The 24207-nt window shown below is 52.1% G+C and carries 27 protein-coding genes; 22 read left to right on the top strand and 5 right to left on the bottom strand.

All coding sequences use genetic code 11. From position 1 onward, the window contains the following. Position 1: 1 nt before the first annotated feature. Together GQS10_RS00215 and GQS10_RS00210 are read right to left on the bottom strand one after the other, a co-directional pair. Positions 2–1231, bottom strand: a complete 1230-nt coding sequence (locus tag GQS10_RS00215) for a heme-copper oxidase family protein (RefSeq protein ID WP_166237795.1) — start codon at positions 1229–1231, stop codon at positions 2–4. A gap of 15 nt (positions 1232–1246) precedes the next feature. Then, positions 1247–1786: a DUF2249 domain-containing protein gene (locus GQS10_RS00210; RefSeq protein WP_166237793.1), complete on the bottom strand. Its 540-nt coding sequence runs from the start codon at positions 1784–1786 to the stop codon at positions 1247–1249. Between the two features lie 216 nt (positions 1787–2002). Between GQS10_RS00210 and ric the strand changes: the two genes are divergently transcribed. From ric to mobB, 12 genes are all read left to right on the top strand, one after another. Further along, entirely contained in the window at positions 2003–2746 is a 744-nt protein-coding gene (gene ric / locus GQS10_RS00205; protein WP_166237791.1) for an iron-sulfur cluster repair di-iron protein, read from the top strand. Next, entirely contained in the window at positions 2731–4080 is a 1350-nt protein-coding gene (locus tag GQS10_RS00200; RefSeq protein ID WP_166237789.1) for a NarK family nitrate/nitrite MFS transporter, read from the top strand. The genes ric and GQS10_RS00200 overlap by 16 nt, the downstream gene beginning before the upstream one ends. A gap of 134 nt (positions 4081–4214) precedes the next feature. Next, on the top strand, positions 4215–5306 hold the full coding sequence (locus GQS10_RS00195) for a respiratory nitrate reductase subunit gamma (protein WP_166237787.1): 1092 nt from the start codon (positions 4215–4217) through the stop codon (positions 5304–5306). Then, on the top strand, positions 5293–7455 hold the full coding sequence (locus GQS10_RS00190) for a molybdopterin oxidoreductase family protein (protein ID WP_166237785.1): 2163 nt from the start codon (positions 5293–5295) through the stop codon (positions 7453–7455). The genes GQS10_RS00195 and GQS10_RS00190 overlap by 14 nt, the downstream gene beginning before the upstream one ends. A gap of 19 nt (positions 7456–7474) precedes the next feature. After that, complete coding sequence (locus tag GQS10_RS00185) at positions 7475–8047, top strand: 4Fe-4S dicluster domain-containing protein (protein ID WP_166237783.1); 573 nt, start codon at positions 7475–7477, stop codon at positions 8045–8047. Between the two features lie 80 nt (positions 8048–8127). Continuing rightward, positions 8128–8655 carry a Rieske 2Fe-2S domain-containing protein gene (locus tag GQS10_RS00180; protein WP_166237781.1) on the top strand — a complete coding sequence of 176 codons (528 nt, stop codon included), beginning with the start codon at positions 8128–8130 and terminating at the stop codon, positions 8653–8655. Continuing rightward, a complete protein-coding gene (locus GQS10_RS00175) occupies positions 8645–8833 on the top strand; it encodes a hypothetical protein (RefSeq protein WP_166237779.1) in 189 nt (62 codons plus the stop codon). Before GQS10_RS00180 ends, GQS10_RS00175 begins: the two co-directional genes overlap by 11 nt. Further along, the gene (locus tag GQS10_RS00170) at positions 8834–9145 is read left to right on the top strand and encodes a hypothetical protein (RefSeq protein WP_166237777.1); all 312 of its coding nucleotides are present in this window, start codon (positions 8834–8836) and stop codon (positions 9143–9145) included. Beyond that, positions 9132–9416, top strand: coding sequence for a hypothetical protein (locus GQS10_RS00165; protein ID WP_166237775.1), 285 nt, complete (start codon positions 9132–9134; stop codon positions 9414–9416). The genes GQS10_RS00170 and GQS10_RS00165 overlap by 14 nt, the downstream gene beginning before the upstream one ends. A gap of 57 nt (positions 9417–9473) precedes the next feature. Continuing rightward, entirely contained in the window at positions 9474–9716 is a 243-nt protein-coding gene (gene moaD / locus GQS10_RS00160) for a molybdopterin converting factor subunit 1 (RefSeq protein ID WP_166237773.1), read from the top strand. Between the two features lie 28 nt (positions 9717–9744). Further along, positions 9745–11040 (top strand): molybdopterin molybdotransferase MoeA, encoded by a 1296-nt coding sequence (locus tag GQS10_RS00155; RefSeq protein WP_166237771.1) that lies wholly within the window; start codon positions 9745–9747, stop codon positions 11038–11040. A gap of 10 nt (positions 11041–11050) precedes the next feature. Continuing rightward, the gene (gene mobB / locus GQS10_RS00150; protein ID WP_166237769.1) at positions 11051–11560 is read left to right on the top strand and encodes a molybdopterin-guanine dinucleotide biosynthesis protein B; all 510 of its coding nucleotides are present in this window, start codon (positions 11051–11053) and stop codon (positions 11558–11560) included. A 107-nt stretch (positions 11561–11667) separates the two neighbouring features. Here mobB and GQS10_RS00145 read toward each other — a convergent pair whose 3' ends face one another. Beyond that, the gene (locus GQS10_RS00145) at positions 11668–11853 is read right to left on the bottom strand and encodes a hypothetical protein (protein ID WP_166237767.1); all 186 of its coding nucleotides are present in this window, start codon (positions 11851–11853) and stop codon (positions 11668–11670) included. A 206-nt stretch (positions 11854–12059) separates the two neighbouring features. On the opposite strand from GQS10_RS00145, the gene GQS10_RS00140 reads away from it, so the two are divergent. From GQS10_RS00140 to GQS10_RS00110, 8 genes are all read left to right on the top strand, one after another. Next, positions 12060–12884, top strand: coding sequence for a glycosyltransferase family 2 protein (locus tag GQS10_RS00140; protein WP_166237765.1), 825 nt, complete (start codon positions 12060–12062; stop codon positions 12882–12884). Positions 12885–12972: 88 nt separating this feature from the next. Further along, a complete protein-coding gene (locus tag GQS10_RS22890; protein ID WP_207952064.1) occupies positions 12973–13089 on the top strand; it encodes a YjcZ family sporulation protein in 117 nt (38 codons plus the stop codon). A gap of 74 nt (positions 13090–13163) precedes the next feature. Then, a complete protein-coding gene (locus tag GQS10_RS00135) occupies positions 13164–13664 on the top strand; it encodes an HAD domain-containing protein (protein ID WP_166237763.1) in 501 nt (166 codons plus the stop codon). 86 nt (positions 13665–13750) lie between these two features. Further along, on the top strand, positions 13751–14095 hold the full coding sequence (locus GQS10_RS00130; RefSeq protein WP_166237761.1) for a hypothetical protein: 345 nt from the start codon (positions 13751–13753) through the stop codon (positions 14093–14095). Positions 14096–14359: 264 nt separating this feature from the next. After that, positions 14360–15226, top strand: coding sequence for an ABC transporter ATP-binding protein (locus GQS10_RS00125; RefSeq protein WP_166237759.1), 867 nt, complete (start codon positions 14360–14362; stop codon positions 15224–15226). A gap of 13 nt (positions 15227–15239) precedes the next feature. Then, positions 15240–16082, top strand: a complete 843-nt coding sequence (locus GQS10_RS00120; RefSeq protein ID WP_166237757.1) for a (2Fe-2S)-binding protein — start codon at positions 15240–15242, stop codon at positions 16080–16082. 323 nt (positions 16083–16405) lie between these two features. Beyond that, the gene (locus tag GQS10_RS00115) at positions 16406–17323 is read left to right on the top strand and encodes an EcsC family protein (RefSeq protein WP_166237755.1); all 918 of its coding nucleotides are present in this window, start codon (positions 16406–16408) and stop codon (positions 17321–17323) included. A 206-nt stretch (positions 17324–17529) separates the two neighbouring features. Next, positions 17530–18327, top strand: coding sequence for a class I SAM-dependent methyltransferase (locus GQS10_RS00110; RefSeq protein WP_166237753.1), 798 nt, complete (start codon positions 17530–17532; stop codon positions 18325–18327). 125 nt (positions 18328–18452) lie between these two features. Here the strand turns inward: GQS10_RS00110 and namA are convergent, their stop codons facing one another. Then, a complete protein-coding gene (gene namA / locus GQS10_RS00105) occupies positions 18453–19469 on the bottom strand; it encodes an NADPH dehydrogenase NamA (RefSeq protein ID WP_166237751.1) in 1017 nt (338 codons plus the stop codon). A gap of 333 nt (positions 19470–19802) precedes the next feature. Between namA and GQS10_RS00100 the strand changes: the two genes are divergently transcribed. Next, complete coding sequence (locus tag GQS10_RS00100; protein WP_166237749.1) at positions 19803–20243, top strand: MarR family winged helix-turn-helix transcriptional regulator; 441 nt, start codon at positions 19803–19805, stop codon at positions 20241–20243. Position 20244: 1 nt separating this feature from the next. Then, positions 20245–21879: a DHA2 family efflux MFS transporter permease subunit gene (locus GQS10_RS00095; RefSeq protein ID WP_166237747.1), complete on the top strand. Its 1635-nt coding sequence runs from the start codon at positions 20245–20247 to the stop codon at positions 21877–21879. 15 nt (positions 21880–21894) lie between these two features. On the opposite strand, the gene GQS10_RS00090 is transcribed toward GQS10_RS00095, so the two are convergent. Next, positions 21895–24207, bottom strand: coding sequence for an EAL domain-containing protein (locus tag GQS10_RS00090; RefSeq protein WP_166237745.1), 2313 nt, complete (start codon positions 24205–24207; stop codon positions 21895–21897).

Below are 24207 nucleotides of genomic sequence, written 5' to 3'. Positions count from 1 at the left end.
GTTATTTACGAAATACGTTCACGATGAGCGTCATATATACGAAGCATCCCGCTGCGAGAAGTGTTCCTCCCAAGGCTGAGACGGCAGGCCATTCGCCGACAAGCCCCGCAAGCGCGACGATTAGCGCCCCGGCGATTGCGATTAAGCTGTGCTTCACATGCCTGTCATTTAGTAAATCGGCCATCGAGGGAGTTTTCTGCTTTCCTACGAGATTTCCGTATTTTCGCGTCCACCAAAGAAAAGGCACGATTTTTGACATGTAGCCAAGGATCGTAAAACCAACCCAGCCCCATAAATAAAACCATCCTGCAGCCAGCATCCCTTCAGGGGATACGGCCGCCTCCGGAGCATAAAAGCTCCATCCGGTCCAGACTGCCGCGCCGAAGGCCAAACAGGCTGCGCTTGCGATCGTGAACGCGATACCGGAGCCGGGAAACTTATGCTTCCTCTTATAAATAAGGCGCATATGGGCGAGGTAGCAGAGCAGAGACACGGTAAGCAGCAATAATGCAGCGCTTTGTACATACCGAGAAAGCTGAAGCAGGTTTCCGGCAGCGCCGGCTACAACAGCAGCGAACCATAGCGACGTCGCTGCGATTTCGAAGCGAACGGGGTACCCGTGGGACAAATAAAACATGGGGAGCATTTTGTAGCTGAAGCCGGTAATCAGCAGCCCGAACCAGCCCACCATGCCAAGCCACAGATGCGCGCCAAACAGTGCTGAATGATAGTCAGGTGCCCACGTAAAGGCCAGATTTAATCCCATAGCGAGCCCAGTTGCCCCGGTAAGGACAAGACAGAGCACCGCTCCGCATGCGCTGATCGTCACGGAATTCCACAGCCGTGCACGAAGCAGGGTTATCCCGATATTCACGGCAAAAACCATAATGCCGCTAAAGGTTAACGACGCGAAAAATGCCAATGGCATGACAGCACCCAGTCGATAGTTGATGAGCATGCCGGCAGTACCTAAAGTGAACAGCGCATAATGGACGAAGCCGAGGCGCTCGCTGAATACATGGCGCTGCAGGACGACATGCAGCAGCTGATAAACCGCGCCCATCGCAATCATTGTGGCCCAGCCTAAGATAAGAAGGTGCGCCTGAGTCCATGTTTCCGGACTGCGCGGATGGTTTACGAGCCACGAGGACAAGGTGAAGAACGATACGGCTTGATGAAGCAGGAAACCGGCTATTCCGGTGGCAATAAAGCATAGCGGCAGCCTGAACATGGAAATACACCCCCTTTACGATTTCGTAATCGTCACCTTCGCGGAACCATCCTCTTGCTCTTCAATGCTGTAGGAATAGCCCAATGTATTTAGTTCCTCGATCAGAAATGCCGGGACGCGGTCATTATGAATTTGGACCATAGCTCCCGGCTGGAGCTCCTCTAGAGTCTTTAGCGTCCGTACCATCGGAGCGGGCGGCTGCAGCCCCCGGTTATCCAAGACGACAAGGCCAACCCCGCCAGCACATTCGGCAGCATCCGTATCCACTGAAGGCTCGCCGGTGCATCCTTCAATCGATGCCGCTTCCTTTTCTAACTCCGCCCGCCGCTGTTTCGGTACAAAGGTTACCGCCCAATGATCGGACGAGATTTGATCCACACGGTTTACATATCCCTTCGTTTTCATTAGAGCGAGCAGAGGAGTCGGGCGAAAGGGGGCGTGGAGAAGGAAGGTGTCCTCTGGTGTCAGCTCCTTGACCTTCTCCATAATGAGCTGAAAAGGCTCAAGCTTCTTTTTCAGATAAGGACGTGCGTCGAATTCAATTGTTTTTGCCATGATGAATCAGCCTCCAATGATGAATAGTTGGTGAGAATGATTTTCAGTTCGATACGCTGATTATAAAGCCGCTTTATAGGCAAGAAAGTGATGCGCATCACAACGGTTTTTCGTGTGATATTGTTCACACCTGACAGGTGATGACCATCACATCGGACACAAGCCATCTTTATCTACAATGAATGAAGAACTTAACGGATAGAGGAGGCTGTGAAAATGGGAGCATACAGCGGAGCAGAAACGGTAGGAGCGATTGTTGCCGATTTTCCGGGAGCGAGCAATATATTTAAGGAATTTCAGATTGATTTTTGCTGCGGTGGCCATAAGCCATTAGAGGAAGCCATTGCGTTAAAAGGACTAAAGCGCGAGGTGGTCATCCAGCGTTTGAATGATGCGAAGCAGCAGTCCGATGCAAGAGCGGCAGCGACGGTTGACTGGCGAGTGGTAACGATGGGCGAATTGGTCGATCACATTTCCACGAAGCATCATGCTTTTCTAGTGAAGGAGCTTCCGGTATTAAGCGAATTTGTAACGAAGGTAATGCGCGTACACGGGGAACATCAGCCGGATGTGTTGAAACCGCTTCATCGCTTGTACCACCAGCTGAAGCTGGAAATCGAGCTGCATTTGGCGGAGGAGGAGCAGGTGCTGTTCCCGCTCGTTAAGCAGGCGGAAGGAACAAATGATAGAGCGGCGCTGCAAAAAGCGGTTCACGCCATCGGAGGCCTCGTCCACGATCATAACGGGGTCGGCGAGCTGCTGAAGCAAATTCGCGAAACGACAAATCAATTTGAGCTGCCGGCAGGAGCTTGCACCACGTACCGGATCACGTTCCAGAAGCTTCAGGAGCTGGAAGCGGATATGTTTGACCACATCCATTTGGAAAACAACATTTTATTCCCGAGAATCGAGGCGTACTTAAACGAAAACGGGGGGGATTGCGCATGCAAACCACAATAAAGCAGCGAATTCCCAAGCAGCCGGAGAAGGTGCCGGCAACGATTCAGCAGTGGGATCCGGAAAATGAAGCATTTTGGGAGTCTACGGGCAAGCGTATTGCGACGCGCAACCTTTGGATTTCGATCCCGGCGCTGCTCTTAGCTTTCTGCGTATGGCAGCTCTGGTCGGTGGTAGCGGTAAATTTGAACAGCGTCGGCTTCCAGTTTTCGCCGGACCAGCTGTTTACCTTGGCCGCTCTGCCGGGGCTAACCGGCGCGACATTGCGCATCTTTTACACCTTTCTCGTGCCGATTGTCGGCGGACGAAACTTTACAATTTTATCTACCGCGTCGCTGCTCATCCCAGCGATTGGTATCGGCTTCGCCGTGCAAAACCCTGAAACGCCTTACTACGTTATGGTGATCCTCGCTGCGCTTTGCGGCTTCGGCGGCGGTAATTTCGCTTCTTCAAGCGCGAACATCAGTTTCTTCTACCCGAAGAAGGTGAAGGGCACCGCGCTTGGCATGAATGCGGGTTTAGGCAATCTTGGCGTCAGTGTTGTCCAGTTCTTGACGCCGGTTATCGTAACGTTTGGCGTGTTCGGCTCGCTCGGAGGCTCGGCGCAAATTTTAACGAAAAACGGGGCGGAGCAGCAGCAGTGGCTGCAAAATGCGGCTTTTATCTGGGTTGTTCCGATTATTTTGACTTGTATTGTCGCTTATTTCGGCATGAACAATTTGGCTTCCGCCAAGTCCTCCTTCCGTGAGCAGGCAGTAGTATTCAAAAACAAACATACATGGATTATGAGCTGGCTGTACACGATGTGCTTCGGATCGTTTATCGGGTATTCCGCGGCATTCCCGCTTCTTATAAAGACATCATTTGAAGGCATCAACCCGCTGACGTACGCCTTCATTGGTCCGTTGCTCGGGGCGCTGATCCGTCCGGTGGGCGGCTGGCTGTCCGATAAGCTCGGCGGCGCGAAGGTTACGTTCTGGGACATTATTGTGATGCTGGGCGCAACGGTGGGGGTTATCTATTTCCTAAGCGTACACCATTTTACCGGCTTCCTGCTCATGTTCCTGCTGCTGTTCATTACAACGGGGATTGCAAACGGCTCGACGTTCCGCATGATTCCGGTCATTTTCAAGCAAAAGGAAGCGGCGGCTGTTATCGGCTTCACTTCGGCGATCGGTGCTTACGGGGCGTTCTTTATTCCGAAGGCGTTCGGTCTTGCGATCGACAAAACCGGTGCGCCGGACGCAGCGCTGTACGCTTTCCTTGCTTATTATGTCACCTGCTTGGTGATTACCTATTGGTTCTATTTCCGGAAGAACGCGGAAGTGAAATGTTAAGCTGATGAATTGTCTGAAACAAGATCAGGGTTTTTCCCGGCAAGTTTCGGGGGAAACCCTGATGGTTTGTTTCCCGGCTAGCCCTTACTATTAAGAACAAGAAGCTCGACCAAACGAAGCAAGGAGGAATAAACATGAAGCCGCAGACGGCTGCAGGAAGCTACAACAAAGCATCAATCGATAGAGCATTTGCCTCTAAGTTTGCTAGAAACATGTTTTTCTCAGTTTTGATTTTGTTCCTCTTGTCTCTGATCGGAACCCGGATGTTCACCCATATCGATTTAAATCTTTACGGCTATATGGTCGGAACGATTGTCTTTTTAGGCGGGTTGTTTTACCGCTTTCTCGCTTGGAGCGAGCGGCCGCCGGCGAAGGTGTTTATCGCTAAGGGCTGGAAGCTGCTGTTCCAAGGGAAAGCTTCCAAAACCGCAGTAAATTCGGCCGATAATTTGGTGCTGTACCGTTTCATTTGGAATCGTGCGCCGTACCGTTGGCTGCAGCATTTTTTGATCGGGTGGGGCTGTATGCTGTCGTGTTTCGTCACCTTCCCGCTTGTGTTCGGATGGATGTACTTCACGATGGACGACAACGGCATGTACAACGTGGTCGGTATGGGCATGAATTTGATGACCGTGCGTGCAGACGGCTTCATCGCTTACCTGTTTTATAATGCGCTGAATATTACGGCCTTCATGGTCATTGCAGGTGTGTGCATGGCGCTTTACCGACGGGTGAAGAACATGCAGGCGAGAGCGGAACAAACGTTTATGTACGATTTTATGCCGCTGTACATGCTGCTTTTTGTGAGTGTGACCGGGCTGCTGCTTACCTTCAGCAATCTTGTGATGCACGGCTTCCTGCATCCGGAGCTGTCCTTGATCCATCAGTTTTCCGTCATCGTAACGCTGATTTATTTGCCGTTCGGCAAGCTTGCTCATATTCCGATGCGCCCGCTTGGCGTATTCGTCAAAAATTACCGCGAGCATTACAGTGCACAGGCGATGAAGCCATGCCAGGCTTGCGGCACCGAATTTATTTCGCTGGAGCAGTCGAATGATGTTATCGAGGTGCTGAAGCAGAACGAAATCAACTTCAAGACGCAGGAAGGCTATCATCTTGCCGAGCTGTGCCCGTCCTGCCGCCGGAAATTCCGAATCGGACGGTTTAGCGGAATTCCGACACACACGATTAAAGCCAAGGAGGCGAACCAGGATGCAAAGGGATAATACAGCCGTGAAAAAAATACAAAACGTCATCCATCCCGATGAAAACTTGGTGTCCACCCATTGCTGCTACTGCGGCATGCAGTGCGGGATGAAGCTTCGGGTCAACACAAAGACGAATAAGATTATCGGGGTTGAGCCCCGTTACGACTGGCCGGTTACGCTCGGCAAAATGTGCCCGAAGGGTGTCACCGCATATCAAACGGTGAATCACCCTGACCGGCTGCTTACACCGCTAATTCGTGAGGATGCTTCCTTAAAGGGGACGAAGGAAGGCTTCCGTCCGGCGACCTGGGAGGAAGCTTACGACCTGATCGCCCGCAGATGGAGGCAGCTGCAGCTGCAGTATGGAAACAGCAGCATCGGCGTGTTTAGCGGCGTATCGATGACAACCGAGAAATGCTATTTAACAGGGAAATTTGCAAGAGTTGCGCTGCAAACCAGATATATCGACTATAACGGACGCTTCTGTATGTCCAGCGCAGCGGCCGGCATGATCCGCAGCTTCGGCATTGACCGCGGCTCCACGCTTCCGTGGACGGATCTGCATGAGACGGACTGCTTGTTTATCGCAGGCAGCAACACGGCGGAATGCCATCCGACCTCGATGTTCCGCATCTGGGAGGTGCAGGAGCGCGGCGGCTACTTGATCGTCGCCGACCCGCGTGAAACGCCGATTGCCCGCCGAGCGGATCTGCACTTGGATTTGCGCCCGGGAACTGATTTGGCGCTGGCCAACTGTATGGTTAATTTACTCATTGAATATGGCTATGCGAATCAACAATTTATTGAGCAGCATACCAACGGCTTCGCCGAAACGCTGGAGGTTGTGAAGCAATTTACTCCAGAATATACGAGCGAAATTACGGGAGTTGCGCCGGAGAAGCTGGTGCGCGCCGCTCATCTGTACGGCAAAGCGCCGAACGCCATCGTGATGTTCGCACGCGGCATCGAGCAGCAGCATAAGGGCGCGGACAACGTGTCCGGCTACATGAACATGGCGCTGGTGACCGGCAAAATCGGACGGCCGAAGGCGGGCGTGGCCACCTTCACCGGACAGGCAAACGGGCAAGGCGGTCGCGAGCATGGGCAAAAATGCGATCAGCTGCCGGGCTACCGTAAAATCGACAATCCTGCGCATGTGGAGGCCGTAGCGAAGGTGTGGGGCATCGAGCCTTCGGAAATGCCGGGCGTTGGTGTTTCCGCCTACGAAATGTTTGACAAGATGAAGGAGAAAACGATTCGCTCCTTGTATCTGCTCTGCTCCAATCCGGCCGTCTCGGCGCCGAACTTGAACCATGTACGCTCTGCGCTGAAAGGGCTCGATTTTATGGTGTGCGCAGACTTTTTCCTTTCGGAATCGGCGGAATTTGCCGATGTGGTTCTGCCGACGACAACATGGTCGGAGGATGAGGGCACGGTCACGAACCTCGAAGGGCGAATTATTAAAATTAACAAAGCGCAGGAGCCTCTTGGCGAAGCGAAGCCGGACTGGAAGATTCAAATCGAGCTTGCGGAGCGTCTAGGACGGGGGCAGTACTTTACTCATTTGAAGACGCCGCGCGATATCAATAATGAATTCCGTGAAGCAACAAAGGGCGGCTATGCCGATTATACGGGAGCAACCTGGGAGAAGATCGAGCAAAACAACGGCGTATTCTGGCCGTGCCGCAGTGAAGAGGATCAAGGAACGCCGCACATGTTCCTCGATAAGAAGTTTAATTACCCGGACGGCAAGGCGAAAATTTGTGCGCTGCCATACCGTCCTCCGGCGGAAGAGCCGTGCGAGCAGTATCCGCTGCGTTTAACGACCGGACGCGTTGTATATCACTACCTGTCCGGAAGTCAAACGCGCCGCACGCCGTTTTTGAAGGCGATGTGCCCGGAGCCGTACGTTGAGGTTCATCCCGAAACGGCCGCGCAGTACGGCATTGCCCATGACGAGCAGGTGAGGCTGTTTACCCGCCGCGGCGAAATGGCCGTGAAAGTGAAGGTGATCGAAGCGATTCGAAAGGATACGGTGTTCGTACCTTATCATTTCGGTCATAACGATTCGATTAATTTGCTGACGATCCCTGCGCTTGATCCGATGTCGCGGATGCCGGAATTTAAGGCGTGCGCCGCACAAATTCAAAAAATAAAGAGCAGCTGACCGGGAGGGAAAGCGAAACATGGAAAATACAGCGAAGAGCGTTTTATATATCGAGCTGGACAACTGCATCGGCTGCCGATCCTGTTTAGCGGCCTGCACCCAGTGCGGCGGACATGACAATGAGAACCGAAACTATGTGGTCGATGTCGATCCATTTGTAAGCCGGCAGACGATGCCGATTATGTGCCTGCACTGTGTCAATCCGGCCTGCGCGCGCAGCTGTCCGGTACAGGCGATTCAAGTTCATGAAACCGGGGCCGTGCTGTCGGCGATGGTGGAAAAATGCTTGGGCTGCCAAAATTGCACGATTGCATGCCCATACGGCATTCCGAAGTTTGACGATGAGAAGAAGCTGATGTACAAATGCGACCTATGTATTGATCGTACGAAGGACGATATCCCGCCGATGTGCGCGAGCGTGTGCCCGACGAATACGCTGCAGTGGATTTCCAAGGAGGAGCTGGCTCGTAAGAAGGAACGCCATGTCCTGGCAAACGAGAAATGGGTGGCCAGCACGCCTTACTTGGAAAATGAAACGAATGTTCATATCAGCCTTCCGGGTATTTTGCAGGGGACAGTGAAGCTGTTTTAGAGCAGCTGGTTAAAGCCGAGCCGGCTGCTTGCATGCAGCCGGGAGCTTAATCGGCCATTACGGAAAAGGAGTGAGCGAGCATGAATTCGAATCGTAACAATCAAATTCCGTTTGAGGAAGATAATTATACGCATAATATACGTAAGAACAACGAACGGAAGCTGGATCGCCGCGCGTTTATGAAAACCGTGGCCGGCGCAGCCGGAGTGTTCGGGGTATCGACGCTGCCTTGGGGAGCGTTAGCGGCGAAGGAGCTTGCCGGCTTTGGCGGCAAGAAATACGAGCGTGTGAAGATTGGCGAAACGGCCAAGCTGAAGGTAGGAGAAGCGCTGGAGTTTGCTTATCCGTCGGAGCATGACACCGCGCTCCTGATTCGGCTGGGCGAGAACGAGTATAAAGCGTACCAGAATGCCTGTACGCATTTACGCTGTCCGGTGTTCTGGGATGGACCGAAGAAAGAACTCGTCTGCCCTTGTCACCACGGATTTTTTAATCCGCAGAACGGTGTGCCGACAGCAGGTCCGCCGCGCCGCCCGCTCCCGGAAATTACGGTTGAGATCGACGGCGGAGTCATCTATGCGACGGGAGTGAAGCGTTATGAAGCGTAGTTGGCGCGGTGTGCTGTTGATGTGCGGGGTGCTTTTTCTAAACATCGTGTTTACACAGAAGGCGGTTCACCAGTTTTATTATGAGCGTTATGAGCAGACGATCCTGTATGCGGTGCTGAATTTGGCGGTGTTTCCTCTCGCATTATGGATTTATTATAGAGAAAAGAAGGTGGACTAAGTGGAGCAGGAATTTACATTAGAACTGTGCTTTGTTCATCCGGCCGAATCGGAAGGCGTGTTGGAAAATCAGGTGCGCGGAGAGCTTGGCCGGTTGTTTGCCGGTCATTATCAATATATTACTTCGAAGCGGGAGCAGGAGCTCGACATTGTGCTTGCAGAGGTGCGCGGCAAGGGCGCATGGAACGATGAGGAGCAGCTCTTGGACTATTTTGAACAAAATGCGGATCTCGAACTGCTGGATACGGTGTCCGGCTTCCGCTTGGAAGTGCTGAAGGGCAAGAAAGGATGCTCGTGCTGTGAACGAGGCTGAATGGAAGAAAAGCTTGCAGCCGTTTGTAGGCCGTCAGGTACTGGTTTCCATCGAGGGGCCCGACGGGGAGGAGAAGGCTCCGGCTGTGCCGAAGACGCTTGCACGTGTTCACCCGAACGAGGAGCACACTCATATCAAATGGTACTTTGACTTGTTTACTTTTGTTGCAGTCCCGATGGATGCTCGCACGGAAATTTCGGAGAATTCGGTAAAAGCCTTTGACCCCGAAGCCAATTTATATTATAAATTGGTAAGGACAACGAATAATTGATACGTATTCGTGTGATAAAAGCTGACAAAGCTGTTATTCATTGGGGGACGGGCCGCTATGATTCGAATCTTATTGTTTGCCGGTCTGGCCGAAGCCGCCGGCAGCCGCGAGCTGCACTATCCAGCGGAGGAAGCAGTTGCCGTGCGGGAGCTTAAGACGTGGTTTGCTGCGCAGTATCCTTCGGCCGCCGATGTGCTGGCGATCAGCTTCGCAGCGGTCAATCAGGCGTACGCCGACGATGATACGCTCGTTTCGTCAGCCGACGAGGTTGCCTTTATTCCGCCGGTTAGCGGCGGCTGATGCGAGTGCTAAGGAGGGCGGGCCGGAGATGAGCGGAGATGAAAAATGGAGGCGGCGTTTTCAGCGGAAAGCCGTTAGTGTAGAGGAAGCGCGCCGCCTGATTTTGCAATATGCGGCGGTCATGGATGCGGAACAGGTCCGGCTGGAGCAGTCGTTCGGCAGAGTTTGCGCCGAGCGGGTTGCTGCGGCGGAGCCGGTTCCGCACTTTCGCCGTTCCGGCATGGACGGGTACGCGGTACGCGCAGAGGATCTGGCGGGGGCGACCCCGCAGGAGCCGGCGCTGCTGCGCGTCATCGAGAGCGTGCCCTGCGGCACGGTGCCGGCGCTTGCGATCACGCCGGGTACGGCGGCGAAAATTATGACCGGCGCGATGGTGCCGGAGGGCGCCGACGCGGTGGTCATGATTGAGATGACCGAGCTTGCCGGTCATGAGGCGCAGGCTGCGGCGGAAGCGGGCGGTCGCGCGGCGGCAGTGGTCGCCGTGAAGAAGCCGGTGCCCGCAGGCGCCAACGTCAGCGCCGTCGGCTCGGACCATCCGGCCGGCGAGCTGCTGCTTGCGGCGGGTGCGCGGATCGGCGCGGCGGAAGCGGCGCTGCTGGCCTCGGCGGGGCGCAGCACCGTGGCGGTGTACCGCCGGCCGCGCATCGGCATATTGTCGACCGGCACGGAGCTGCTGCCGATTGACGCGCCGCTTGCGCCGGGTAAAATCCGCAACAGCAACGCATATATGATCGCCGCGCAGGTGCGGTCGGCCGGCGGCGAGCCGGTCATCGGTACGGCGGTGTCGGACGAACCGGCCGCGCTTAGTGAAAGCATCGAGCAGCTGCTGGAAAGCTGCGATGCGGTCATCACGACCGGCGGCGTATCCGTCGGCGACTACGATATTTTGACGGATTACTTGCATGAATGGAGCGGAACGCTGCTCTTTACTAAAGTGATGATGCGCCCGGGCAGCCCGACCTCGGCGGGAGTGCACCGGGGCAAGCTGCTGTTTGCGCTGTCCGGCAATCCCGGTGCCTGCTTCGCCGGCTTCGAGCTGCTTGTGCGCCCGGCGCTCCAAGCCATGCTCGGCTCCGCAGCAGCCGAGCCAAGCCCGTTCAGCGCGATTCTCGCCGCTGATTTTCCTAAGGTCAACGCTTATCCCCGTTATATCCGGGGCCGCAGCTGGATCGAGCAGACGGCTGTTTATGTCGAGCCGATGGGAGCCGATCAATCCAGCCGCATGTATCCGGGTAAGGGAGCGGATTGCTTCATTATGATTCCTCCCGGCGGGAGCGGGCTGCCCAAGGGCACTGTGGTATCGGCAATCCGAATTCAGACGTAGGGGGATTGCTATGGGGCAGAAGCCGGTAGTCATTCAAGTGGTCGGTTATAAAAACTCCGGGAAAACGACGCTCGTCTGCGCTTTGATCGAGCGTCTTGCTGCAGGCGGACTGAAGGTCGGCACCATAAAGCATGACGCCCATGATTTCGAGCCGGATGTGCCGGATACGGATTCGTGGCGTCACCGGCAGGCCGGGGCCCAGCGTTCGGCGATTACCTCTCCCGGGCAAACCGCTTACTACGAAAGAAGAGGCAGCACGCTGGACGAGCTGCTTAACCAAATGCGCGGCTTGGATATCGTGCTGGTTGAAGGGTTCAAGCAGGAGGGTCATCCGAAGCTTGTGCTTTTGCGTTCCAAGGAGGATCTGGAGCTGCTTGGCGCACTTAACCATATTATAGCTGCCGTGACCGTTACGAAGGAGCTATTGCCATCGCTAGAGCATGAACCATATTTAGTTTTTATGCGGTCGCAGCAGGAGGCGATCGCCGCTTGTGTGCTCCATTACATACAACAACAATAGGCAGCTGAACGGTGTCCGCCGCTCGCTGCCTTTTTATATTGGGCCGTATTCTCTTCCACTTTCCATGTGCTAGTACGGTTTAATATGGAGACTTGGGGCTCGGGTCGTTATTGCTTCGCCGGTGTGCGGAGCGCACTCACCCATAACGCTACGCTGGCACCAAACCAGCCAAGAGCCATGACGAGCAGAATGAGTCCAAAGTAGCCTGTAAGGTTGCCTGCAACATCGCCGGTCAGTGCCCCCAGCATCAATGTAATTACCATAGCAATATTAAAAAGAGCGAATGGTTTCATAGTTTCATCTTCCCTTCCGTGGTGTTCGATCTTATATCTTATTTATATCACGCTGGATCCTCCGCACCTGTGATTTCTGTCACGAACAGCCGGGGGAGCTGTGAACATTGCGTGTCGATGCCTATTTTGCTAGTGTGAACTTACGTTGACGAATTTTCATAAAAAAGGTAAAGTAGGCTCAAAACATAGTGGGAAGAGGAACGACGATGCTGCTTTCCGTTATCATACCAACCTATAACCGGCCGCTAGAGCTTGCCGAGCTGCTGGAGAGCTTGACCCGCCAACAGGTAGATTCCATGCAGATTATCGTTGTCAACGATGCAGGAACCCCAGTCGAAGCCGTATGCGGGCATTATCCGGAATTGAATATTGAAATCGTGACGCTGGAGCAAAATGTGAAGCATGTTCATGCACGCAATGCGGGGTTGGCGAAAGCCGCAGGGGAGTATATTATGCTTTGCGATGATGATGATTTGCTGCTTCCCGGGCATATCCGGCGTATGCTGCACGAAATCGAGGGCTTTGATCTCGTATACAGCGATGTGGAAATCGTTCACTTCCAGCGGGCGAACAATCGGCGAATTCCGATGGATCGGCTGTTGTTTGCGTACGAGCATGATCTGGAAGCGATGAAGCGTTTCTCCACTTTTGTGTCATCGGGCTGTCTTTACCGGCGATCGATTCATGATGTGATCGGTCCTTTTGATGTGGAGATGTATCATTATTGGGATTGGGATTTCTTTTTACGGGTATCGGGGCGTTTTACGGTTAAAAGGGTTCCGGTGGCCAGCGCCATCTATGCGTTCGCTTTTGACGGCGGGGGAGATAATTTGTCCGGCAATCACGGGGATATGCGCTATTATTTGGACCGGTTATGCGCAAAGCATCAGCTCGGAGACCTGCCGACGAAAAACTTTTTTGTGCTGCTGGAGGAGCCTGAAGTGCAGTCTCGCAAAGCTTCAAGCGAGGTTGTGTGGGATGGAAGCCCGATCATGTCACGTATGGCATCCGCCCAAATCCAGAAAAGGTAGCCTGACGCCCATCCGTTTCTTCGCCTCTGCCCATAGACTATGAGTGTGATGAACATCACGTAGACCAATATCGGGAGGTTGAAGTAACATGGCATACGCAGCAAAAGGTTACGAAGCAGGTGTAGGAGCAGTTTGGACGTCCACTGGTGCGATTTTGGTTCTGTTCATCCTTCTTGTGATCATCAGCCAAACATTTGCACTGTAAATAGAACGATTTTGTTAGGGGCGGCCGCACGGTCGTCCCGTTGTACATATTGGTACAGATAGGGAAGGATATTGATGAGAATTATATTTTTGGATATCGACGGCGTTATAAATACAGTCCGGAATTTACAGTTCCAGGGGGCTGGCGCGGACACGCGTCCTGACCAGATCCGGCTCGACCCCTTACCCTTGCTTTCTTTGAAGGAAATGATCGAGGTGACGAATGCGTATATTGTGGTAACCTCTTCTTGGCGTAAAAAACGAGAGACCTCGAGGCTGTGGAAGGTGTTTATGAAGGCAATGGAGGAGGCCGGGCTGCAAAGCCGCGTGATTGGCGTTACGCCGGAGCTGGACAAGCCTGAGGAAAGCGCAGAACGGTGGCAAGAAATTCAGCTGTGGCTGGAGCAAAATAAGCGGCTGAAAATTAAGGGCATCGTCATTTTGGACGATCAGGAATCGATGGGGGATTACACCAAAACGCATTTTGTCCACTGCGATCCATACGACGGTCTGACGAAGCCATTGATGAAAAAGGCGGTGCAGGTGCTGCTCTCGGGTCAGCGTTTATGGGATTAAGGTAGGGAAGTTGTTTTCGGAGGAGACAGCTCGACGGCCGCAGTTTACCTAGGGAGCCGTTCATATGGTGGAAAGGGGAGGAAGGAATGAGGGTTGAAATTGATTTGGTAAAGGATTGGATTGCTTTTCTAAGCCGAACCTTAGCGGAAGCCGGGCATCCGATAGCGGGCGATCTGCTTGTAGAACAGGTGCCGATCCGTTTTTACGGTTTACAGCATCCGCAGCCGGAGGCGGAGCGTTTAGCCGACGAGGCGATGAAGCGGCTTCAGCTTCTGCAGCAGACGATTCTCGACAATCTAAACTCCGTCATTGTACCGGATTTGCGTGCACGAACCGGTTATGATGGGGATGAGCTGCTATTTCGCTGGGTGTATCAGGATGGGGAGCATATCGTTGAGGAAAAATCGCAGTATCGGATTCCGCTACAATAGTTAATGAGACGCTGGGGCTTTGTTCCCGGCGTTTTTTTATTTTTGCTGGCTGAAAATCGTTGCGGGAATCCAGAAGGTTGCCCGGATGTAGAAAATTTTCGGGATTTGGGAAAAAATGCACGAAAAATCTTGACGTAAAAAATGAGAACGATTATCATTAATGAGTGCTAATGATGATCGTTCTCATTTAACATATGGAATACTTCACCTTAATGATTCGCTGATCGGTGTCGATCGAAATTTTGTATGAGAGGGGCAGCCATAATGACTAGGCTTTTTACGAAGCAGCTGGATATCTCCTACGGAGATCGTCTTATTGTTGAAGATTTGAATTTTTCGATCCCAACAGGAAAAATTACTGCCCTCGTCGGCTCCAACGGTTCCGGCAAGTCGACGATTCTAAAGACGCTGGCTCGTATTTTAAAGCCGGCCGGCGGAAACGTATTTCTCGATGGCAAATGTATTCACAAGCAGTCGACGAAGGAAGTGGCGAAGCAGCTTGCCATTTTGCCGCAAAATCCGACTGCACCGGACGGACTTACTGTATCCGAGCTGATCGGCTACGGGCGCTTCCCGCATCAGAAGGGCTTCGGTTCCTTGTCTAAAGAGGACAAGGACGTTATTCAATGGGCGATTGAAGTGACGGGAATGACCGATTTTTGCGACCGCCCTGTCGATCAGCTTTCGGGAGGACAGCGACAGCGCGCATGGATTGCGATGGCGCTTGCGCAGCAAACGGATATTTTGTTCCTCGATGAGCCGACCACCTACCTTGACATGGCTCACCAGCTGGAAGTGCTGAAGCTTCTCGAAAAGCTGAATGCCGAGGAAGGCCGTACGATTATTATGGTTGTGCATGATTTAAACCACGCGACTCGTTTCGCTCAGCATATGGTAGCGATTAAATCCGGTCGAGTGATCAGTGAAGGGGAGCCGGCAGAGGTTGTGACCGAGGATGTATTGCGTGAGGTGTTCGGTATTGAGGCCGACATTATTCCGGATCCGAGAACCGGTGTGCCGCTTTGTCTACCTTATGAGTTAACTGGACAAGAGCAGGCGGCAGCTTCCGATAAAATCACCAAATCCGTCGCGAAAGAAGAGCCGCGGATTGCCATGGCCTCGAATGCGTAAGACAGGAGAAAAGATGAAGGTCGATTATTCCTGGCTGCAGCAGCAATTTGCGATTACGCTGCCAAAGGATACTGCTACAGATGCGCCGGAATCTTTAACTTTTCGCGAGCTGTGCGACCCGGCTCGGATGAGCGGGCTTCTACATACGTATGCGGAAAGTATTAAAGCGGATAGCCAAGCCCCTGCAGCGACTTTTTTGTCCGGCTGGCTGAGAACGTTTGCCCTTGGCTTCCAATATGGGCTTTCCGTGTATAATTCGGCCTTTAGCGTAAAGGCTGAGCAAACACGCCTGCAGGTGATTCGCGACGAGCAGTCGGGGCGAATTCGGTTTGAGTTTGTCTTGGCGAACGGCGAGCTTCTGGATGCCCCGGTTCACCCGCAAGAGAGAGCGGAGTGGAGGGAGGCAGCCGTTCGCGGGTTATATTCCGAATGCCTAAAGCCGGTGTTCGACTGCATCTCCAGTGTGTCAGAGCTGCCTGCGGGGCAGCTGTGGGGCCAGCTTCCGGGAGCGTTCTACAACCAGACCGCATCCTGGTGCTCCGCCCTTGAGGATGAAGCGGCGGTGGTAGGGCGTATCCGCGATGACTTCGCGTTTCTCAAAGAGCTGGAGCCGGACCTGTTCGGCCTAAAGCACAATCCTTTTCATGCGAAGCTTACGTTTGTGGAGGACATGAAGGACCCCGGTAAAACCGTGGCACTGAAATCGTCCTGCTGTTTGTTTTATCGCACAGATGGAGGGTACTATTGCTACACTTGTCCACGGATGAACGAGGAAGAGCGCAAGCAGAGGCGGACGGAAGCAAGGCAGGCTGTAAGCCAGTACCTCAATACATCAGCGGCGGGGCATATACGATAGATCGGGACTATCGGTGATTTCTGAGGAAGATTTGCTTCTGAAGGGAAATGAGAGATAAACATCGGAATTGAGGCGGGAGCGATCCCGCTTTTTTTGCTGTTTAGCAATTTAATATTGGAAGTAGACAAGATGAGCAAACATGGATTATTGGACATGTAACCGAAGTGCCTGGCAGCCCCTCGTTTGCAGTTCAATTAGCAAAGATCGCATGCACCCGCATGCAACCGGAGCTCTCCTCTATGCGTAGTATTACGCAGAAAATCATGGCACACTGAGAGTACCCAATGATGAAAATTGATGTTCGGTATAGGAGGACCTGTTTCATGACGATGGTTGAGAGCCGAGAGACATTGCAGCACGAGCTCCGTGAAGTGGAAAAATGGGAGCAGGATCAGAAGGATTTATGGTTTTGGGAAAAGATTGGCCGTCTTCCGTTCGTCCTGTTGGACAAAATCACCCCGGCTTTTATTCATGAGAAAATCAATGTCATATTAGATGAGATCGGCCAGTTTATTCAAAGCGGCGGGCGGTATTTAGTGTCGTCGCGCTCGGTGTATGAAGCTTTGCAGCGGAGGCTGCCAGCGGTGGAAGGCAGTTCCCCTCAGCTTTCGAACAATGTCATAGAATCGGCGCAGGAGGCGGCCCGGATTCCTCTTGAGGTGATGGATTTGACAGCTATCGAGCTGGAGCAATCCAGGGCCCGCGTAGCTACCGTGCAAGGGGCAACGACAGGCTTTGGCGGTGTGTTTACGCTAGCCATTGACATTCCTGTGCTGCTCGGACTGTCCCTCAAGGTGCTGCAGGAAATGGCACTATGCTACGGGTACGATCCTAATGACCGTCAGGAGCGTATTTTCATTGTGAAATGTCTTCAGTTCGTGTCTTCCGATATTGTGGGCAAAAGGGCAGTCCTAGATGAGCTTGTTAACTTTTCGCAAAACGGACGAAGCGAACGAGGAATTTCTCAGCTGCAGGGCTGGAGAGAGGTAATCGCGGCGTACCGCGACAATTTTGGCTGGAAGAAGCTGTTTCAGCTCGTGCCGGTGGCCGGTATGGTCTTTGGAGCGTATATCAATCGCGGGACGGTAAAAGACGTAGCCGAGGCAGGCCGGATGCTTTATCGCAAGCGCAGAATATTGGAGCGGCTGCAGGCGGCTAATGGTAATAGTACGGGGGCTGGAGCAGGAGCAGGAGAAGATGCATCCAAGATAGATGAAAAAGGGATGCACGAAAGCCAGTAGGCGAAATCCTCTCGTTACCGGAAAAAAATTATATAAAGTTTACAACACAATGACGGTATACCGGAAATTACCCGGATGCCGTTTTCTCATTAGTGGGCACTTTCGTTCTAATGATTCGTTATAGACAGCATTTACATAGGAACATATGTACGATATGATGGTGTTGCAAATATACCAATATAGAGTTGGGGTGGCGATAATTGGTTATGAACAAGAATATTGTACATAGAACAAACATGATAGGCGGTGGTGAGGTTGATGCCGTCTCGGTCAATATGGATAAGAGTATTGTACATAAAACAAACGGCTTATTTTGGGATACAAAAGGTAATGATGTTTTAGGAGCAACCGCACTTCCTTTGTATGGGGCGTTTGTCTCCGAAGAAAAATGCCAGCTATTTGGTGATGTCTCAGGAAAAAGGGTGCTAGAAATAGGTTGTGGAAGCGGTCAATCTTTGAAATATTTGGGAGAACGTAAAGCATCTGAACTATGGGGTTTGGATATTTCTGAAAACCAAATCGAAAAGACAAAGCAACATTTGAGCGACTATGGTCTATCAGCAAAATTAATCTGCTCTCCCATGGAAGAAGAATGTGGTATACCAGAGGAGTATTTTGACTTTGTTTACTCGATTTACGCTATAGGCTGGACAACCGACCTAGAGGGTACTTTTCGCAGGATTGCTTCTTACTTGAGAAAAGACGGCGTATTTATTTTTAGCTGGTCTCATCCTATACACAAATGTGTTGCTGCAGAAAATAATATGCTTGTATTTAAAAAATGTTATCACGATGAATCTTGGTATTCGGTATCTCTTGACGGAAGTACGCTTACCTTGTCTGACCGTAAACTATCCACCTATGTGAATGCGTTGGCAAAAGCGGGATTTGTCATTGAGGAATTGATTGAGCAATCTGATGAGGAATTAATGAATAGCGGCGATTTTTCAAAAAAAGCAAAGATGCTTCCTGTTACTTTTGTCATCAAGGCAAGAAAACGATAGGATCAAGAGATTCTCTCCATAATTTTATTTACCTAGACAGTGAAGCTAGGAGGCTCCACTAGTGAAAATAAGGCTTTCCACGGTTTTCGCGGAAAGCCTTTTTGTGCGGCGTGTGAGCCGAATCTTTACGCCCAGCCGCGCTCGTACTGCACGGGCGCTTGCAGCTTGGCTCCAAGCTGCTGTGCCGCCGTACGCGGCCAATACGGGTCGCGCAGAAGCTCGCGACCGATGAAGATCAGGTCGGCACTGCCGTCCTGCAAAATTTGCTCGGCCTGCGGCCCTTCCGTAATAAGGCCAACGGCACCGGTGGCGATTCCGGCTTCGCTGCGGATCTGGGCGGCATAGGGCACTTGATAGCCGGGAGATACCGGTATCCGTGCCGGAACGACCGCGCCGGAGCTGCAGTCAATGAGATCGACGCCTTGCTCTTTCATCTTCACAGCATATCTTACATAAACCTCCGGTGTATTTCCTTCCGGGTGATAGTCGTTGGCGGAGATGCGGACAAATAGCGGTCCGTCCCACACGCCGCGAACCGCATCAATGACTTCCGATAGCAAGCGGTAACGGCGAGCCTCATCACCGCCGTACTCATCGTCGCGACGGTTGGAAAGCGGGGAGAGAAATTCATTAATGAGATAGCCGTGAGCGGCATGGATTTCAATGACGTCGAAGCCGGCTTCCTTCGCACGCTTCGCGCCTGCAGCAAAGGCATTCACGGTTTCGCGGATTTGCTCTACGGTCATTTCCTGCGGAGTCCGGCTCGTTTCTTGAAACGGGATTGCTGACGGGGCAAAGATCGTGCCCTCTACCTCGGATTTACGGCCGGCATGCGCCAGCTGAATTCCGATTTTACTGCCGCGCTCATGAACGAGAGAAACGATGCGCTGCAGTCCGGCGATCTGTCCATCCTCCCAAATCCCAAGATCGCGGGGAGAAATTCGTCCCTCCGGAGCAATGGCTGTTGCTTCGACAACAATCAGGCCAACCTGCCCAACCGCTCTTGAGGCATAATGAATATCGTGCCAGCTCGTTGCTTTCCCGTCTTCTTCAAGACAAGAATACATACACATCGGAGACATGACGATTCTATTTTTCAGCGTAAGACCGCGGATGTTCCACTCCGAAAATAAGTGAGCCATGGGCAATCTTCCTTTCTTTGGATGAGTTCAATTCCATTGTAGCGCTGCCGGGGAGAAAAACCAAACGAATAAGGCGTATTCCGGAATATAGTTAACGACATGAAATAACATGAATTAATCACATTAAATATATTTCAAAAGATCACGTAAATATCGTAGTAATGCAGCTGCAATGAACCCTAAAGGGGAAATTAATGGATATCAAATTGTAAAAATGGCGATATTAATTCAATAGTACGCTTTGACAAAAGAAATTCGTTCGGGGCATAATGTTACATATCTCTGTGGGTAAAATATTTTATGGGTATATCTTTTGGGAGTGTGAAATAGGATATGGATCATCATAAATTGTTGGAGCTCGACGACGTGGTTCGCATGGTGTACCGAAAAATGACGCAGGCGTGGACACAAAATGTCGAACGGGGGATATCCTCCTCCCAGGCATGGATTCTTGAGCTTCTTGAGCAGCGGGGAAGGCTCCGTGCTTCCGAAATTGCGGAACTGCTCGGGATTACTTCAGGGGCGGTAACTGCTCTATGCGATAAGCTGATTTCTGCGGGGTATGCCAGCAGAAGCAGGACGGAAGAGGATCGAAGGGTCGTTTATGTCGAAGCGACTCCGGAAGGAATCGAGATGCTCCGCACATTTGAATCGACACGAAGAATGATTATTCAGCAATTTTTTCAAGGGCTGTCGGATGATGATCAAGCGGATCTCGTGCGGATCTACAAAAAGGTGCTGAACAACATTGAGATAGAAAGGACGGGGGAATAGGGTGGAGCACTTAGATCCAAAGAAAAAAGTAACGATTATGATCGCCATCATGGCAGCCATGCTGTTTGCGGCGCTGAATCAGACCATCGTGGGAACGGCGCTGCCGCGAATTATTGCCGATCTGGGCGGTATGGAATATTTCAGCTGGGTGTTTACCGTCTACATGCTAGCTTCAACCGTAACCGCAGTGCTTGTCGGCAAGCTGTCGGATATTTATGGACGAAAGCCGTTTATCGTCATCGGGCTATTGATTTTTATCGGCGGTTCCTTTACGGCGGGATTGTCGGACGATATCGTGGAATTGATTATAAACCGCGGCATTCAAGGCTTGGGGGCCGGGGTGATCATGAGTACGGCATTTACTGCCGTAGGCGATTTGTTCGCTCCGAGGGAACGAGGCCGCTGGCAGGGGCTCATGAGCGGCGTGTTCGGTCTTGCGAGTGTGTTCGGTCCGACGCTCGGCGGATATATTGTGGATCACACCGATTGGAAGTGGGTCTTTTGGGTGTTCCTGCCTGTCGGTGTGGTTGCATTGGTGCTGATCTTTATGCTGTTTCCATCGGTACCGAAAAGGCAGGGGGAGAGCGTCGACTATCTGGGTTCACTGTTCTTAACCACGACGATTGTTCCGCTGTTGCTGGCGTTCTCGTGGGCAGGCCAGCGTTACGAGTGGGGCTCGGTGCAAATTATTATGCTTTTGGCGGGTGCTGTGCTTTCTCTCGTTATTTTCATGATCGTCGAGGCAGTAGCCAAAAATCCGGTGCTGCCGCTGCAGCTTTTTAAAAACAGTGTGTTCACTGTTTCGAATGTGGTCGGATTCATCATGGGCGCGGGCATGTTCGGAGCGATCATGTATATGCCCTTTTTTGTGCAGGGGGTTATTGGCACTTCCGCAACCATTTCGGGGTATGTGATGATGCCAATGACGCTAAGTCTTGTCCTCGCAAGTGCAATCAGCGGGCAAATCATCTCCAAGCGCGGAAAATATAAAAAGCTTGCGCTAGCCGGCCTGTTTATTATGGCCTCCGGCATGGTGCTCTTGTCGACGATGAGTACGGCTACGTCGAACTGGACGGCGATTTTGTATATGATTGTGGTCGGCTTCGGACTTGGCATCGGTTTCCCGATTTTCACGTTAACCGTACAGAACGCGGTAAAGGAAAATATGCTGGGTGTGGCCACGGCGTCTTCACAGCTGTTCCGCCAGCTGGGCGGGACGATCGGCGTATCCTTGCTCGGTACGGTTATGGCGCACCGCATGCAGGATAAAATGGCGGAGCAGTTCGCTCAGCTGCAGCTTAACCCGGCGCAAATGCCGCCGGAAGCAGCAGCCGCGTTAAAGAAGCTGCAGGATCCGCAGGTGCTGATGGCACCGGATCAGCTGGAAGCGATCCATCGAAGCATGCCGGAAAGCATGCAGCAGCTGTTTGTACAGATGATTGGAATGCTGAGGGAGTCGATGAGTTATGCGCTTACCGGTGTGTTTTTGGTGGGGGCGGCGATCATTGCAGCTGCGTTTCTATTGACCTTTTTGCTAAAAGAAATTCCGCTTCGTTCCTCCCAAAAAGGGCATAGTGCGGAGGCAAAAGAACAGGGGGACAAAACGGGAACAGGACGGCTCCAAGAGTTGAATTAGCAGAAGGGAGCGGGATTATGCCCCGACTCCCCTTTTTTCGCTGTCATTAAACTGCAGCACCCACTGAAGCGCTTCTTTCTCCGGCAACGGGCGGCTGAAGTAGTAGCCCTGGACGCTGTGACAGCCTAAGCCGCGCAGAATGTCAGCCTGCCCCGCCGTCTCAACGCCTTCGGCGACGACCCGTTGGCCGAGGCTCCGTGCCATCGATATCATTGCTTTTACAATCGTTTGCGTATTTGCGCTATCCTCGATGTTTTGAATGATCGATTTATCGATTTTGAGATACTGGAATGGCAACGTTTGGATCACCGCAAAGGTTGAATAGCCGGTACCGAAATCGTCGATCGCGAGCTGAAAGCCTTGGGACAGGAGCTGATTGCAAACCATCTTTACCTGATGCTCGTCAGCGATAATGGAGCTCTCGGTCATTTCCAGATGTACGAGACGTGATGGGAAGCCGGAAGCGGCGACAATTGTGTTAACACCCGAGTACCATTCTTCATCCGTGAGCTCACGGAATGATACGTTCACGGAAAGGGAGATTTCGGGCAGGCCTTGATCCATCCAGCGTTTTGCCGTTGCACAGGCTTCCTTCAAGACCCATTTGCCCAATGGGACAATCAGCCCGGTATCTTCAGCAACCGGAATGAATTCCACTGGGGAGATGAAGGTTCCATCCGGTTCTCGCCAGCGCACCAGTGCCTCCAGCCCGCATACTTGCCCGGATTCCAGATCGATTTGCGGCTGATAAACAAGAGCAAACCGTTCTTCGGCAATCGCGGAACGAAGACGTGCTTCCAGGGTGTGCCTGCGCTTTTCCTGCTCCACCATTCCGCTGTGAAAGAAGGTATAGCGGTTTCGACCGTTACGTTTTGATTCGTACATGGCGATGTCGGCATATTGAAGCAATTGTTCCGGGTCCGTACCATAGTCCGGATACATACTGATTCCAATGCTGGCCGTAATGTAGAACTGCTCGTCATCGGCGATGAACGGCACCGCAAACGCAATTAAGATCGATTGGCACAAATGCTCGATCTCCTCTGAGGAGTCGCTATTCACGAGTAATGCAAATTCGTCGCCGCCCAATCGAGAGATGAGCAGTGCTTGTCCTGCATGCTTTTGCAGCTGGAGACTGAAATGCTGGAGCATACGGTCTCCCGCCAAGTGTCCTTTTGTATCGTTAATATGCTTGAACTTATCCAGATCAAGTAGCAGTACAGCGGTATACCGGCTGGAAGCCTGAGAGGCCTGAGTGATTTCCTGCAGCGTCTCCTGGAACTTGCGCCTGTTGTACAGTCCGGTTAATGCATCGTGATAAGCCATGTAGGTGATGTTCTGTTCGGCAATCAAATTGTCGGTCACATCATGGAGCAGCATATATTTGTAGGTTTCTCCGCCCGAAGTGATCATTTCGCTGTCTACTTGGAGCAGACGTTCGGGGATTCCCGGCACGTTCGTTACTACAATATTAGCTCGAGCGGAAGGAGAGGCGGCCGTGCCGCTATAGGGTGCCAGCAGCATGTTATATGTGCAGCGGAGCATTTCCCGCCTTGATTTACGAAACAGGGCAAGGGAAGCAGGGTTAGACTCGATCACTTGACCTTGATCGTTGAACAAAAGAATACTCATCGGGGAGCGGTCATATAAAATTTTGTATTTTCGCTCAATCGAAGGGAAGAATTCGTATTTTGTCATGGCGTACCGAACCATTAAAGCAAAAAAGACCATGCCTAAGCTGCTCGGTTCGGGATAACTAAAGGAATCGGAAAACATGAGCAGAGGGTTGAAATAGGAGCCGAATATGGCAATTGCTCCACCGATCACCGTGCCGATCATGATCAGCCGGATTTGTTTTCTTTGATTTGGCGAGTTATGGGTGCGTTTGATGTGACGGCGGCCCGTCGCGAGAAAATAAGTGGATAGGGTCAACGTATATACGGCTGGAATGATGACAAGCATGTACAAAGCAGGACTAAGGATAGCAGCTTTCCATACTCCTTCGCTGTTGACTTGGATATAGAATAAATCCGACGGATAAAAAAGGAGAGCCAAAGGGATCGCAGGCAAATAACAGGTTACGGCGGTGCGAATAAAGGACCATCGTGCGAAACGGTCGGTTAGCCGGCTATAAAAATGCAGGATAAACCCTTGGATTAGAAATGCGGGGATTAGCTTAAACCAGCGAGTCAACACTTGACTATACTCGAGCGGAAACATTTTCGTGAAAAAATCGCTGGTTAGCAGCAGCAGCATCATAAGAAAAACGGCTGCAGCGAGCCGATTTAACGTATTCCTGCGGTCGCGCAGAAAAATCTCTACAGCCAT

It is taken from the genome of Paenibacillus turpanensis, from assembly GCF_011421635.1.
GTDB lineage: Bacteria > Bacillota > Bacilli > Paenibacillales > YIM-B00363 > Paenibacillus_AK > Paenibacillus_AK turpanensis.
The sequence above is the reverse complement of the archived record's forward strand: the minus strand, read 5'-3'. Positions and strand labels throughout refer to the sequence as shown.

Excerpts from the sequence above, each read along its gene's own strand:
- GQS10_RS00130 (WP_166237761.1), top strand. The coding sequence starts at position 13,751 with ATGAGGGTTGAAATTGATTTGGTAAAGGATTGGATTGCTTTTCTAAGC.
- GQS10_RS00195 (WP_166237787.1), top strand. The coding sequence starts at position 4,215 with ATGAAGCCGCAGACGGCTGCAGGAAGCTACAACAAAGCATCAATCGAT.
- GQS10_RS22890 (WP_207952064.1), top strand. The coding sequence starts at position 12,973 with ATGGCATACGCAGCAAAAGGTTACGAAGCAGGTGTAGGAGCAGTTTGG.
- GQS10_RS00180 (WP_166237781.1), top strand. The coding sequence starts at position 8,128 with ATGAATTCGAATCGTAACAATCAAATTCCGTTTGAGGAAGATAATTAT.
- GQS10_RS00120 (WP_166237757.1), top strand. The coding sequence starts at position 15,240 with ATGAAGGTCGATTATTCCTGGCTGCAGCAGCAATTTGCGATTACGCTG.
- moaD (WP_166237773.1), top strand. The coding sequence starts at position 9,474 with ATGATTCGAATCTTATTGTTTGCCGGTCTGGCCGAAGCCGCCGGCAGC.
- GQS10_RS00200 (WP_166237789.1), top strand. The coding sequence starts at position 2,731 with ATGCAAACCACAATAAAGCAGCGAATTCCCAAGCAGCCGGAGAAGGTG.
- GQS10_RS00175 (WP_166237779.1), top strand. The coding sequence starts at position 8,645 with ATGAAGCGTAGTTGGCGCGGTGTGCTGTTGATGTGCGGGGTGCTTTTT.
- GQS10_RS00215 (WP_166237795.1), bottom strand. The coding sequence starts at position 1,231 with ATGTTCAGGCTGCCGCTATGCTTTATTGCCACCGGAATAGCCGGTTTC.
- GQS10_RS00090 (WP_166237745.1), bottom strand. The coding sequence starts at position 24,207 with ATGGCTGTAGAGATTTTTCTGCGCGACCGCAGGAATACGTTAAATCGG.
- GQS10_RS00125 (WP_166237759.1), top strand. The coding sequence starts at position 14,360 with ATGACTAGGCTTTTTACGAAGCAGCTGGATATCTCCTACGGAGATCGT.
- namA (WP_166237751.1), bottom strand. The coding sequence starts at position 19,469 with ATGGCTCACTTATTTTCGGAGTGGAACATCCGCGGTCTTACGCTGAAA.
- ric (WP_166237791.1), top strand. The coding sequence starts at position 2,003 with ATGGGAGCATACAGCGGAGCAGAAACGGTAGGAGCGATTGTTGCCGAT.
- GQS10_RS00190 (WP_166237785.1), top strand. The coding sequence starts at position 5,293 with ATGCAAAGGGATAATACAGCCGTGAAAAAAATACAAAACGTCATCCAT.
- GQS10_RS00140 (WP_166237765.1), top strand. The coding sequence starts at position 12,060 with ATGCTGCTTTCCGTTATCATACCAACCTATAACCGGCCGCTAGAGCTT.
- GQS10_RS00110 (WP_166237753.1), top strand. The coding sequence starts at position 17,530 with ATGAACAAGAATATTGTACATAGAACAAACATGATAGGCGGTGGTGAG.
- GQS10_RS00155 (WP_166237771.1), top strand. The coding sequence starts at position 9,745 with ATGAGCGGAGATGAAAAATGGAGGCGGCGTTTTCAGCGGAAAGCCGTT.
- GQS10_RS00115 (WP_166237755.1), top strand. The coding sequence starts at position 16,406 with ATGACGATGGTTGAGAGCCGAGAGACATTGCAGCACGAGCTCCGTGAA.
- GQS10_RS00100 (WP_166237749.1), top strand. The coding sequence starts at position 19,803 with ATGGATCATCATAAATTGTTGGAGCTCGACGACGTGGTTCGCATGGTG.
- mobB (WP_166237769.1), top strand. The coding sequence starts at position 11,051 with ATGGGGCAGAAGCCGGTAGTCATTCAAGTGGTCGGTTATAAAAACTCC.
- GQS10_RS00135 (WP_166237763.1), top strand. The coding sequence starts at position 13,164 with ATGAGAATTATATTTTTGGATATCGACGGCGTTATAAATACAGTCCGG.
- GQS10_RS00185 (WP_166237783.1), top strand. The coding sequence starts at position 7,475 with ATGGAAAATACAGCGAAGAGCGTTTTATATATCGAGCTGGACAACTGC.
- GQS10_RS00210 (WP_166237793.1), bottom strand. The coding sequence starts at position 1,786 with ATGGCAAAAACAATTGAATTCGACGCACGTCCTTATCTGAAAAAGAAG.
- GQS10_RS00145 (WP_166237767.1), bottom strand. The coding sequence starts at position 11,853 with ATGAAACCATTCGCTCTTTTTAATATTGCTATGGTAATTACATTGATG.